The organism is Polaribacter porphyrae (assembly GCF_002954685.1).
Classification (GTDB): Bacteria; Bacteroidota; Bacteroidia; order Flavobacteriales; family Flavobacteriaceae; genus Polaribacter; species Polaribacter porphyrae.
Genome location: NZ_MSCN01000001.1, coordinates 1,170,072 through 1,182,713 on the forward strand (window position 1 = coordinate 1,170,072; position 12,642 = coordinate 1,182,713).

General features: G+C 29.8%; 12 protein-coding genes. 6 read left to right on the forward strand and 6 right to left on the reverse strand.

The window, feature by feature from the left end:
* Nucleotides 1-17 precede the first annotated feature (17 nt).
* From BTO18_RS05395 to BTO18_RS05405, 3 genes are all read left to right on the forward strand, one after another.
* A complete protein-coding gene (locus BTO18_RS05395; protein ID WP_105015246.1) occupies nucleotides 18-1,199 on the forward strand; it encodes a C40 family peptidase in 1,182 nt (393 codons plus the stop codon).
* A 244-nt stretch (nucleotides 1,200-1,443) separates the two neighbouring features.
* Complete coding sequence (locus tag BTO18_RS05400) at nucleotides 1,444-1,680, forward strand: hypothetical protein (protein WP_105015247.1); 237 nt, start codon at nucleotides 1,444-1,446, stop codon at nucleotides 1,678-1,680.
* 204 nt (nucleotides 1,681-1,884) lie between these two features.
* Nucleotides 1,885-2,196: a hypothetical protein gene (locus BTO18_RS05405; protein WP_105015248.1), complete on the forward strand. Its 312-nt coding sequence runs from the start codon at nucleotides 1,885-1,887 to the stop codon at nucleotides 2,194-2,196.
* Nucleotides 2,197-2,527: 331 nt separating this feature from the next.
* Here the strand turns inward: BTO18_RS05405 and serA are convergent, their stop codons facing one another.
* Both serA and BTO18_RS05415 read right to left on the reverse strand, forming a co-directional pair.
* Entirely contained in the window at nucleotides 2,528-4,420 is a 1,893-nt protein-coding gene (gene serA / locus BTO18_RS05410; protein WP_105015249.1) for a phosphoglycerate dehydrogenase, read from the reverse strand.
* Nucleotides 4,421-4,558: 138 nt separating this feature from the next.
* Nucleotides 4,559-5,380, reverse strand: coding sequence for a UbiA prenyltransferase family protein (locus tag BTO18_RS05415; protein WP_105015250.1), 822 nt, complete (start codon nucleotides 5,378-5,380; stop codon nucleotides 4,559-4,561).
* Between the two features lie 185 nt (nucleotides 5,381-5,565).
* Between BTO18_RS05415 and gcvP the strand changes: the two genes are divergently transcribed.
* The gene (gene gcvP / locus BTO18_RS05420) at nucleotides 5,566-8,403 is read left to right on the forward strand and encodes an aminomethyl-transferring glycine dehydrogenase (RefSeq protein ID WP_105015251.1); all 2,838 of its coding nucleotides are present in this window, start codon (nucleotides 5,566-5,568) and stop codon (nucleotides 8,401-8,403) included.
* A 128-nt stretch (nucleotides 8,404-8,531) separates the two neighbouring features.
* Nucleotides 8,532-9,476: a YHYH protein gene (locus tag BTO18_RS05425; RefSeq protein WP_105015252.1), complete on the forward strand. Its 945-nt coding sequence runs from the start codon at nucleotides 8,532-8,534 to the stop codon at nucleotides 9,474-9,476.
* A gap of 78 nt (nucleotides 9,477-9,554) precedes the next feature.
* Here the strand turns inward: BTO18_RS05425 and BTO18_RS05430 are convergent, their stop codons facing one another.
* Nucleotides 9,555-10,373, reverse strand: a complete 819-nt coding sequence (locus BTO18_RS05430; protein WP_105015253.1) for a lysophospholipid acyltransferase family protein — start codon at nucleotides 10,371-10,373, stop codon at nucleotides 9,555-9,557.
* Between the two features lie 56 nt (nucleotides 10,374-10,429).
* Entirely contained in the window at nucleotides 10,430-11,056 is a 627-nt protein-coding gene (locus BTO18_RS05435) for an NUDIX hydrolase (RefSeq protein WP_105017510.1), read from the reverse strand.
* A gap of 83 nt (nucleotides 11,057-11,139) precedes the next feature.
* Between BTO18_RS05435 and BTO18_RS05440 the strand changes: the two genes are divergently transcribed.
* A complete protein-coding gene (locus BTO18_RS05440) occupies nucleotides 11,140-11,424 on the forward strand; it encodes a hypothetical protein (protein WP_105015254.1) in 285 nt (94 codons plus the stop codon).
* Here the strand turns inward: BTO18_RS05440 and BTO18_RS05445 are convergent.
* Nucleotides 11,421-11,729, reverse strand: coding sequence for a DUF6787 family protein (locus BTO18_RS05445; RefSeq protein WP_105015255.1), 309 nt, complete (start codon nucleotides 11,727-11,729; stop codon nucleotides 11,421-11,423). The two genes, BTO18_RS05440 and BTO18_RS05445, sit on opposite strands and share 4 nt — an antisense overlap.
* Complete coding sequence (gene lgt, locus BTO18_RS05450) at nucleotides 11,729-12,595, reverse strand: prolipoprotein diacylglyceryl transferase (RefSeq protein ID WP_105015256.1); 867 nt, start codon at nucleotides 12,593-12,595, stop codon at nucleotides 11,729-11,731. Before lgt ends, BTO18_RS05445 begins: the two co-directional genes overlap by 1 nt.
* Nucleotides 12,596-12,642: the final 47 nt, after the last annotated feature.

A 12,642-nucleotide genomic window follows, 5' to 3' on the forward strand; every position in this document is an offset into this window, starting at 1 on the left:
CTATAAATTAGCCAAAAATGAATTTGTTTAAAAATCTACTTTTTGTATTCATATTTATCTCGTTTTCTTGTAATAACAATTCATTGTTAGTTTCGGGTATAGAAGGTGTTAGTGAAAGCATACAATCGCAATATGCACCTGATAAAAGAGTAGCTATTTATGATATTGAAATTGACAATAATGATGGAAAAATTATTGCATCAGGAGAAACAAATTTAAAACCAGCTTATCAAAAATTATTAGATAGTTTAAAAAGTTTAGATATTACTTTTATTAATAAAATAAGAGTTTTACCAGATTCTGCTGTAGGTGATTTAAAATATGCTATAGCTAGAAATTCTGTGATTAATATTCGTTCTAAACCCAAGCATTCTGCTGAATTAGGCACACAAGGTTTATTAGGAATGCCTTTAAAAGTTTTAGATAAAAAAGGCGATTTTTATAGAATTCAAACTCCTGATAAGTATATTTCTTGGGTTGATAAAGGTGGAATTACAAAAATAAATAAAGCTGATTTTGATAATTGGAATAATCGTAAGAAAATCATTTTTACCAAAAATTTTGGATATGTTTATGCTGATAAAACTAAAGATTCTAAAATTATTTCTGATATTACTTTAGGAGGAATATTAAAATTTAAAGGTTTAAGCAAGGACTTTTTTGAGGTAGAATATCCTGATAAAAGAAAAGGTTTTGTAAAAAGAGAGGAATCTCTAATGTATGATTCTTGGTTAAACAAATTAAATACTTCACAAGAAAATATTGAACAAGTTGCTAAAAAAATGGACGGTTTCCCTTATTTATGGGGAGGAACCTCGAGCAAAGGAATGGATTGTAGTGGCTTTACAAAAATGGTGTATTTAATGAATGGATATATAATTCCTAGAGATGCTTCACAACAAATAAATGCTGGTAAAACTGTTGACAAAGACCTTAACTTTTCTGATTTACAGAAAGGAGATTTAGTATTCTTTGGAAAAAAAGCTACAGCAGAGAAAAAACAAAGAGTTACTCATGTAGGCATTTGGTTGGGGAATGATAAAATGGAATTTATTCATGCTTCTGGAAACGTACATTTGAGTTCTATGGATGCAACTCAACCTCATTATGATGAAATGAATAAAAACAGATATTTAGGTAGCAGACGTTATTTAGGTGTAAAAGATGAAATGATTGTTGATTTGAAAGAAGAAAATTAAACTATACAAGATGCAAGAACCACCTCTATGATTGATATAAAAAGTAATCACAAGAAAAAAAATTGCTTCGTAAACAAGCAATGACAAAAAATAATAGATTTTTTTACATAACAATTATTTTTTCTATTGACTTTCTAGTTCTAAAAAACTAACTTCGTTAACTCTGAATATAACGAATTAAGACTCGGTATATTCGAAAATAGTTACCTACCATTGCCAAACTGAAATCTGAACCTGTAATAAAATGAAAATTGAAGAAATTGCAAGACCTGAAAGAATAGAAATATTCACTTCTGCACAATTGACAATTCCAAGTAAGGATTTTGAAGAAAATCCTGAAGTAATGGAAATGTCAGTATTAATTAAAATTGCAAGAATTGAAAATGAAGATAACGTAAACTTTCATAAGATTTTATATGAAGTAAGAAATGAACTGAATCAATTGAATCAAAATGTTATTGATAATTTAATAAATAAATAAATAAATAAATATGAATTTCTCTCTTGTAGAATATCAAAATTAAGTAGATTATCCGAAACAATAAATAAAGAACTTGAGAGTATTTATAATTTTTACTTAAAGAATAATGAAATAACAGAGATAATTGAAAGAAACAGTAAATGTAAAGAATTAAAAAAATACCCATTAAATGCCAATTTAACATTCAATCAATTAAGAAACATTTTGAGTTGTATAGTTAAAACTGACAAAGTATTTCATCAAATAAACGAACTGAATAATTCAGAAAAAAGAAAAAATTTTACAAAAAGTTTGCATAATTACATTTACGACAGAGACTGCTATACTCACGGTTTTTTATCCTTTTTATTTCCAAATTTCACACCAATTTTAGAGGTAAAACCACCAAATGAAAAACCACATTATATAATCATTAGTGAAAAAGTAATAATTGACAATATGAAATTACATAAAGAATTACGAAAAATATTAACAAAAATATCACTTATTAGTCAAGGATTTGAAATCAAACAATAAATTTATTTTGAATTAAAAAACAAACTTAAGCAGTATAAACTTTATTGCTGCTAAATTTTTCCTTCGGAAAAATACACAGACACAAAGTTGTTTAATATTTTGCTTACTTTTAGCATAACTAAAACGCAACAAAGCTTATACCAAAACGTTAACGAAACATTAAAAAAGCAATAACTATATCCATAAGAGAAAAGCTTACAAACTAGTTTAGCCCAGGTTGAACCTTTTCTTCAAGCTCAAGTCACGCTTTTGTTTGAGATTTTGTGAGGGACAAAAAAGCCAAAACTAAACGTAATCTTGGCTCTTATGTCTAAAAATCTTGTTTCTAATATTAATACAACACTCTAAACTTAATTGTTCCTTTAACAGCTCTTAATTTATCTATTACTTCTTTATTGTATTCTTTGTCTAAATCTGTAATTACATAACCAACTTTTGGGTCTGTAGATAAATATTGACCAGTAATATTTAAATCGTATTTTGCTAAAATTTTATTGATTTTTGCCATAACTCCAGGCACATTTTCATGTATATGCAAAAAACGATGTGCATTGGTTTGTCTTGGCAGACGAATATTTGGGAAATTTACAGCATCTACTGTATTACCAGAATTAATGTACGCCATAATTTTACCAGGTACAAAATCTGCAATATCTCTCTGTGCTTCTTCTGTACTTCCACCAACATGAGGTGTTAAAATAACATTATCTAAACCTTGTAATTCTGTTTCGAATTCACCATTTTTTCTTGGTTCAGAAGGATATACATCAACTGCAGCACCTGCTAATTTTCCGTTTTTTAAAGCAGCAACCAAAGCAGGAATATCAACTACAAAACCACGAGCTAAATTCACTAAAACTGCTCCATCTTTCATTTGAGCGATTTCTTTTGCTCCAAAGAAGTTTTTATTAGCAGCATTATCATCAACATGCAAACTTACAGCATCAGCAATTGAAAGTAATTCTTCTAAAGTATTAATTTTAGTTGCGTTACCTAAAGCTAATTTATCTTCTACATCGTAATAATACACATCCATTCCTAGTGCTTCTGCTAATACCGATAATTGCTTACCAATATTACCATAACCTACAATTCCTAACTTTTTACCACGAACTTCTCTAGAACCTGCTGCTGTTTTTTGCCATTGACCATTATGAATTTCTGTACTTCTCTGAAATACAGAACGCATCAACATAATAATTTCTCCAATAGCCAATTCAACTACAGAGCGAGTATTACTATAAGGTGCATTAAAAACTACAATTCCTTTTTCTTTACACGCTTCTAAATCAATTTGCTTTGTACCAATACAAAATGCACTAACCACCATCAATTTTTCTGCAGCATCTACTACTTTTTGCGTTACGTTTGTTTTAGAACGGATTCCTAAAACGTGAACGTCTTTTATTTTTTCGATAAGTTCATCTTCTGACAAACTTTTAGAAACCGTTTCTACTGAAAAACCATCTGTAGATAATTTTGTAAAAGCATCTGGATGTACATTTTCTAATAATAGAATCTTAATTCTGTTCTTTGGGTAACTTATATTTCTTGGCAACTTGTTAACATATAAAAATTCATCTAAATTTGGTGCAATATGGTCTGCATTTTCTGTGGTTTTATCTCTAGAAACATTTTCTGTATAAGCAAAAAACTTATCTGCTACACCAGCTTCACGAGTTACATAATCACTGTAACCATCACCAATTACTTGTATTTCTCCCTCAAGGTTCATATCTTTTAAACACTTGATTTTTCCATTGTGTTGCGATAGAGGATTGTTGCTATCAAAACTTATAATTTTCCCATTCTTATCAAACTCAAAAGTATTGGCAAATACTCTTTCTGAAGGGATATTATATTCTGCTACAATTGGGTCTATAAACTCCTTAAATCCACAAGAAATCACATAAATGTCATCTGTATATAACTCAAAAAATTCTTTATTTCTTTCTATGGATGATGAAACTTGCTTTTTTAGACTCTCTACTAATTTTGTAAGATCAGACTTATTAGCTTCTAACAACTTAATTCTACGCTCTAAAGATTCTGTAAATGAAATTTCGCCATCAATCCCCAAATTGGTAATATCAATGATTTCTTGAATAATTTCATCTTGTTTTGAGTGATTTTTCAATGTAATTTCCGCTAAAACATCTAGTGCTTCAACACGTGTTAATGTGCTATCGAAATCGAAAATATAATTTCTTTTTGTGGTAATCATTTATCTAAAACATCAATTATTTAAGTGGGTAAATCTACAAAGATACTAGGGATTTGAGAAAGCTTTTTAAAATTTTATCATATTGATTTTATTTATATCAAATTATAAAAAGGTTCATAAAATATTTCACTAAAATCCTTAAAAATTATGAAATCCTAAAAGAAGTAACCACCAAATAATAGGCAATGCTTCCACTAGAAAAGAACTGTAATATTTAGGTTGATTAATTTTCGCTCTCATTAATAAAATAATAACAAAAAAGAAAAACAACATGAATGGTGTTTTCACACTTGATGGAGTATCTAAAATATACTCTAGAATTAAAGAGATAATCATTAACATTACTCCCATTCTCCTTGTCTTTTCAACACCTATTTTTTTAGGAATTGTCTGTAGAGAAATAGCATCATATTTAACATCTCTAATATCAAAAGGCAAAATTAAAACAACTACCAGTAAAAAACGCTGTATTGTATAAACTAGCTCTGAATATGTTAAAACTTTATCAGCATCGACTAAAGGAATTATTACTGTAAAACATGCCCAAACTAATGCTACTACAACAATCTTTAAATAACTTATTTCTCGTAGATTTTTTTCAAATCCACTTAAAAAAGGGACTGCATAAAAAACTGTTAATAAAGTTAAAGGGAGTATGAATAGGAGTGTTTGTATATCAATCAAATAGGTGTAATAGCACAAAGCTAAAAAACAGAGAAACGAAAAAATTTGAATAATTTTTAAATCATCCGTTAAACTTTTATGATGCAACTTTGCAACACCTGCATATTTTACAAAATTATAACCAGTAATAGTACCAAAAAAAATGAAGTAGTTTAAATTTTGATTATAAGATAAATCAAAATAAATTTCGGTAATTCTTACAAATGCAAAAACAGCTAATGCAACATGAATACTAGCATTGATATAAAAATTGAAAATGGTTTTTAAAATTTTCACAACACAAAAATAGCCTATTGTTTATAATTATTCTATTTAGTTAATAATTAATATCTAAAGGAAGTTATTTTTAGAAATTAAATCTTGTAAAATCACTATTTTTGCAAAATTAATTTTCAGTTGATTAAAGAGATAAAAATACGCAACTAAATCGATTGAAATTATAGACTTAAATTTTTTAGTTTATGAATACAAATACTTTTCAATTAAGACATATTGGCCCTAGTAAAAAGGAACAGGATAAAATGTTACAAACCATTAAAGTTGATAGTTTAGAGCAACTAATCAACGAAACTGTACCTGAAAACATTAGGCTTAAAGAAGATTTAGATTTGGCTCCTGCAATGAGTGAGTATCAATATTTAAATCATATTAAAGAATTATCTGAAAAAAATAAAGTATTTAAAAGTTATATTGGTTTAGGATATCATGAAGCTATAGTACCAAGCGTTATTCAACGTAATATTTTAGAAAACCCAGGTTGGTACACTGCCTATACTCCTTATCAAGCAGAAATTGCACAAGGTCGTTTAGAAGCTTTGTTGAATTACCAAACTATGGTTTGTGACTTAACAGGAATGGAGTTGGCTAATGCTTCGCTTTTAGACGAAAGTACAGCTGCAGCCGAAGCAATGGCTCTCTTATTTGATGTTAGAGAAAGAGCTCAAAAAAAAGCTGGTGTTTGTAAATTCTTTGTTTCTGAAGAAATTTTACCGCAAACATTATCAGTTTTATTAACACGCTCTACTCCTATTGGTATTGAATTAGTTGTTGGTAATCATAGAGAGTTTGATTTTTCTACTGAATTCTTTGGTGCAATTTTGCAATACCCAGGTAAACATGGTCAGGTTTATGATTATACAGATTTTGTTGCTAAAGCTAACGAAAACGACATTAAAGTGGCTGTTGCTGCAGATATTCTATCATTAGTAAAATTAAAAGCTCCTGCAGAGTTTGGGGTTGATGTTGTTGTTGGAACTACTCAACGTTTTGGGATCCCTTTAGGTTATGGAGGACCACATGCAGGATACTTTGCAACTAAAGAAAAATATAAAAGAAGTATACCTGGTAGAATTATAGGAGTTACTAAAGATAAAGATGGCGAACGTGCTTTGCGAATGGCTTTACAAACTAGAGAGCAACATATTAAACGTGAAAAAGCGACTTCAAATATTTGTACTGCCCAAGTATTATTGGCTGTTATGGCTGGTATGTATGCTGTTTATCATGGTAAAGAAGGGTTAAAACACATTGCTGATTATGTACACACTACTACTAAAACTTTAGCAATACTGCTCAAAGATTTAGGGTTTGAGCAATTAAATTCTGCATATTTTGATACCATTTTAATTCAAGCAGATACTACTAAATTAAAAGAAATTGCAGAAGCTAATAAAATTAACTTTAATTATATTGATGAAAAACATGTTTCTATATCTTTAAATGAAACTGTTGGTATTAAAGAAGTAAAAGCAATTGTAAATTGTTTTGAGAAAGCTTTTAATTTAAAATCTGGAAAATTACCATTACCTATCAATGTTATTCCTGAAAATTTACAAAGAAATACTTCTTTTTTAGATAATGAAATATTCAACACGTATCAATCTGAAACAAATATGATGCGTTACATCAAGAAATTAGAGCGAAAAGATTTGGCTTTAAATCATTCTATGATTTCTCTGGGTTCTTGTACAATGAAGTTAAATGCAGCATCAGAAATGTTGCCTTTAAGCAATCCTCAATGGGGAAATATTCACCCATTTGTGCCTTTAAACCAAGCTGAAGGCTATAAAGATGTTTTAGAAAAATTAGAACATCAATTAAATATTATAACTGGTTTTGCTGGTACTTCTTTGCAACCAAATTCTGGAGCTCAAGGAGAATTTGCAGGTTTAATGACAATAAGAGCTTATCATCAATCAAGAAACGATTCGCATAGAAATATTTGTATAATTCCTGCATCAGCACATGGTACAAACCCTGCTTCTGCTGTTATGGCTGGTATGAAAGTTGTGGTTACTAAAACCGCTGAAAATGGAAATATAGATGTTGCTGATTTACGTGAAAAAGCAGAATTGCATAAAGACAATTTAGCTGCATTAATGGTAACTTATCCATCAACTCATGGCGTTTTTGAAAGTGAAATTCAAGAAATTACTGGAATTATTCACGATAATGGAGGGCAAGTGTATATGGATGGGGCTAATATGAATGCTCAAGTTGGTTTGACAAATCCTGCAACTATTGGTGCAGATGTTTGTCACTTAAACCTACACAAAACTTTTGCAATTCCTCATGGAGGAGGAGGACCAGGAGTTGGACCAATTTGTGTTGCACCACAATTAGTCCCTTTCTTACCTACAAATCCTTTAGTTAAAACTGGAGGAGAAAATGCAATTACGGCTATTTCTGGAGCTCCTTGGGGTTCTGCATTGGCTTGTTTAATTTCTTATGGATACATAACCATGCTAGGTGCTGAAGGCTTAACAAATTCTACAAAAATGGCTATTTTAAACGCTAATTACATTAAGGCTAGATTAGATGGGCACTATGAAACCTTATATACAGGTGAAAAAGGACGTGCTGCTCACGAAATGATTATCGATTGTAGAAAATTTAAAGAAAGAGGTGTAGAAGTTACAGATATTGCAAAACGTTTAATGGATTATGGTTTCCATGCGCCAACAGTATCATTTCCTGTTGCTGGTACTATGATGATAGAGCCTACAGAATCTGAATCTATTGCAGAATTAGATCGTTTCTGTGATGCCATGATTTCTATTAGAAAAGAGATTGTAGAAGCTACAAAAGAGGATACTAATAATGTGCTTAAAAATGCACCACATACATTAGGAATGCTTACTGCTGATGAGTGGGATTTCCCATATACCAGAGAACAAGCTGCTTTCCCTTTAAATTTTGTTTCAGATAATAAGTTTTGGCCAACTGTAAGAAGAGTTGATGATGCTTATGGAGATAGGAATTTAATTTGCTCTTGTAATCCTATTGAAGATTATATGTAAAAATACTTTTTTATAATTATTAAAAACGTCTCTTATAGTTAATATTTGAGACGTTTTTTATTTCTTTTTCTACAAATAATAAACTATTTAGAAAAAATTCGGTCAAAGAAGAAACAAATTTCAAAATTATGAAAACTCTTCTACACAATTACCTAAAAAGACCTTTAGCTTTATTCTCTATAATTATACTAATGCTTATTATAAGTTGTAAAAGTGATGATAATAGTATTCTTCTTGAAGAAGAAGTTATAGTTAATCAACAGGAAAATTTAACAACATTACCTTTTGGTGGTTCAAATATCTTAATTAGAAATCAAGGAAGTTCAATGCCAGATTTTTTATCATTATGGCTCTGTGGTCTCCCTTCTAATGGAGCAGGTAATAGCGATGCAACAGATTGGACTAATACTGATGGAACTTGGGATTATACAAGAAAACCTCAAGTAGAAGGCAATGTTACTTGGATGAGCGAATTTAGTGTATCATTAGATGGAAATGGAAATAGGATTATTACAGGTAATGCTTTACCAGATCACCCTACTGGAGTTTTTCCAATTGAAAGAAGTAGTGTTGCCTATAGATATGATGGTAACCCAAATATAATTTCTGAACATATAATAAATTACACATTACCTGCAATGCCACAAGTAGCTCAAAATCCAAGTTGTGTACCCTTTGGTCCTTCAGGAATTTCATTATCTGGTAGTGCTATTTACCATGGTTCTTCTACTTTAGGGAATGATGCAGCTGCTCATGAAATGTTAGACAGGTTTGGTGGTCATACAGATGGTACAGAAAGGTATCATTATCATTTTCCTTCAGAAGATCTACAACATCATATAGATAAACGCAGTTCTGGTCATTCTGAATTAATGGGATATATGCTAGATGGTTTTGGTATTTATGGGCCTTATGGAGAAGATGGAGAATTACTTACCTCTAAAGATTTAGACGAATGTCATGGACATACTCACCCAGTATTATGGGATGGTGTAATGGTTAACTTATATCATTATCACTGGACTTATGATTTTCCTTATAACATTGGATGTTTTAAAGGAACTCCCCAATAAAGAAAGATAGTTTACCTACAATTAGGTCGTAAATTATAAATATTAAAGAAATACAAATGATTGCTGAAGTTATTTAGTTTAATTGCTCCAAAACTTACGTTTTTCGTTCAACTCTTCCTCTTCTTTCATGTACTCTTCAGCTTCTTTTGGTGATAGCACTTTTAGAAAAGAAGGATGTTGTTCTATTGCATATTCAATTTTTGTAACAATATCTGCTATTTCATCATTTTCATAATCAATATCTAATGGTTCTTTTATAACCATAGATTGCAGTACATTTTTTCTTTTAATATTGAGTCCTTTTTTATCAAAAGAACGTCTAAAACCATCTATAACAATAGGTACAACAATAGGTTTGTAGGTTTTTATAATGTGAGCAGTACCTCTTCTAATTGGCTTAAAAGGTGTAGTTGTACCTTGAGGAAAAGTAACAACCCAGCCATCATCAATAGCTTTACCTATATTAGAAATATCAGAATTTTTTACTTGCCTTTTTACATCTTTACCAGCAGCTCTCCAAGTTCTATCTATAGAAACAGAGCCTGTATAAGCAAATATTTTTGGTAAAATTCCAGATTTCATAGTTTCTCCTGCTGCTACAAAGTAAATATTTAGTTTCGGATTCCAGATATAACCAATATTTTTAATTGAATCATCTCTACCACTTAATGCTGCATTAAAAACATGAAACATTGCAGCAACATCTGCGAAATAGGTTTGGTGATTAGAGATAAATAATACTTTTTTATCAGGCAAATTTCTTAAAATATCTGAACCTTCAATCTGCAAACTATTAAATTTACGATAACGCCCATGAGAAATAGCTCCTAAAATTCGGATAAGCCATTTTTTAATAAATAAATAATGTCCAAAAGGATTCCTTTTAAATAAAGGCATTTATACTAATTTTAACTTGGTTCAACAACAAAATTACAAAACAAAATAAGAACAAACTATTTTAAAAGTTCTTTAATTTCTGATAACATCATACCTGTTGCTCCCCATATTATATGATTATCTATATTAAAACAAGGCACATCAATATTTTTCATATAAGATGTTGTTAAATTTACAGTAGTAATATTAACATCATCTAATAAATCTGACACAAAAACTTCGATTATTCTATCAACTTCATGGTTTATAACTAGTAACGGTTTTTTATCAACAAAACCAATAAATGGGGTTGCTAAAAAATTACTTGGAGGAATATAAACATCTGTCAATTCTCTAATTATATTTACAGTTGATGGATGAATACCTACTTCTTCTTGTGCTTCTCTTAAAGCCGTTTCTTTTAATGATGTGTCTGATTTTTCTACTTTACCTCCTGGAAAACTTATTTGTGCAGAGTGAGTACCTTTATAACTAGCTCTTTGAGTTAAGAGGAGTTTTGTTTTATTATTTTCATCTGGATAAAATAATGCCAAAACTGCTGCTTTTCTTGGGTTATTTGCATCAATTTTATCTTTGTTATACTTTAATCGTAATTTAGGAGCCATTTTAAATTGAGCATCTAAACCTCCTAATTTGAGTGATTTTAATTCATCAACTTTTTTAATAAAGTCTTTAAAATTCATTTTTGAATAATTACTTTTAACAAACTTAAAGTTTTCTTCTACAAAAAATGAATTTTTGGCAAGAATTTTGAAATGATTAAAGTATGAATACAAAATATAAAAAACTTGGATTAAGTATCCTTTTTGATGTGATTGGTTTCTTTACGTTTGCAGTAGCTGATTATGTATGGGCTCCAATTTCTGGTTACTTGATGACAAAAATGTACAAAGGTACTAAAGGTAAGGTTGGTGCTGTTGTCAGTTTCTTTGAGGAAATTATTCCTTTTTCTGATATTGTGCCCACTTTTACACTAATGTGGATATATACTTACTTAATTAAAAGAGAAGATAAAAAAGAAAAAGAAGATATTATTACAATTGATGTTTAATTTTCTTTAAATAAAAAACCTAACCCTAGCCTGCTTAAAAACTTTTTTTCGAAAGCCCAGAAAAACTTGAATTGCCCAAAAAGCCAACCTACCATTGGCAAGGTAAGTTGATAAATAGGGAATATTAATAAAATTCTTAAAGGCCAATATAACCACGGATTGATAGTTTCAGGTGATAATCCTAAAAAACTTGTAATTGGTTTAGCCACCCAAGCTGCAAAAGAACCATTTACTGCAAAAGCACAAAGAATAAAAAAAATAGCCCAGTTACTTTCTATTCCCCAACGTTGTTTCAATTTTTCCATTATTCAGTAACTTCTTCTACTTTACTTTTGCTGCTAAACATTAACCAAAATCCTATTAAAACTAGTGGAATACTTAATACTTGACCTGTATTTAATGAGTTGAAAACCCAATCTTCTCTTCCATTTACTTGTGCTTCTTTTAAAAACTCGATAAAGAAACGTAAAGACCATAAAACAACCATAAACAGTCCAAAAAGGAAACCTATTTGTTGTTTCTTATCGGTTTTCCAATACAAATACCACATTGCAAAGAATAAAATTAGATAACTAAATGCCTCGTACAATTGTGTTGGATGACGTGCAAAATCTTCACCATTTACTTTAAAAATTACTCCAAAATCTGTACCCGTTTTTTTACCAACAATTTCTGAATTCATAAAATTACCTGTTCTGATGAAAAAACCAGCCAAAGCCACCATTATTGCTAGTCTATCTAAAATAAATAGCCAAGGTTTTTGTAAATGCTTTTTTGCATAAAAGTACATTGCTATTGGGATTGCTATTGCAGCACCATGACTTGCGAAACCAGTATAACCAGTAAATTTCCATCCTTCAATAAAACCAAATAAAGTATCACCTTTACTTTCTTTTATTGGTAAAAATATCTCTAACAAATGATCTTGATAATGACTCCAACTATAAAAAAACACATCTCCTAAACGCATACCAATTAACATAGATATAAACACGTACATAAAAATAGTGTCTAATTTTTCAACTGGAATCTTGTCTTCTATATAAATTTTCTTCATTAAGTGTAAACCCAATAAAAAAGCGGCAACAAACATTAAGCTGTACCAACGAATTACAAAAAAACCTAAATCTATTCCTAAAGATGGATTCCACTCTATTGCTAAAAAATTCATATTTTAATCTATTCTTTTTGTCATTGCGAATTTAATGAAGCAATTTG

Coding starts and splice junctions, on each gene's coding strand:
- BTO18_RS05395 (WP_105015246.1), top strand. CDS start 18: ATGAATTTGTTTAAAAATCTACTTTTTGTATTCATATTTATCTCGTTT.
- BTO18_RS05400 (WP_105015247.1), top strand. CDS start 1,444: ATGAAAATTGAAGAAATTGCAAGACCTGAAAGAATAGAAATATTCACT.
- serA (WP_105015249.1), bottom strand. CDS start 4,420: ATGATTACCACAAAAAGAAATTATATTTTCGATTTCGATAGCACATTA.
- gcvP (WP_105015251.1), top strand. CDS start 5,566: ATGAATACAAATACTTTTCAATTAAGACATATTGGCCCTAGTAAAAAG.
- BTO18_RS05425 (WP_105015252.1), top strand. CDS start 8,532: ATGAAAACTCTTCTACACAATTACCTAAAAAGACCTTTAGCTTTATTC.
- BTO18_RS05430 (WP_105015253.1), bottom strand. CDS start 10,373: ATGCCTTTATTTAAAAGGAATCCTTTTGGACATTATTTATTTATTAAA.
- BTO18_RS05435 (WP_105017510.1), bottom strand. CDS start 11,056: ATGAATTTTAAAGACTTTATTAAAAAAGTTGATGAATTAAAATCACTC.
- BTO18_RS05440 (WP_105015254.1), top strand. CDS start 11,140: ATGAATACAAAATATAAAAAACTTGGATTAAGTATCCTTTTTGATGTG.
- BTO18_RS05445 (WP_105015255.1), bottom strand. CDS start 11,729: ATGGAAAAATTGAAACAACGTTGGGGAATAGAAAGTAACTGGGCTATT.
- lgt (WP_105015256.1), bottom strand. CDS start 12,595: ATGAATTTTTTAGCAATAGAGTGGAATCCATCTTTAGGAATAGATTTA.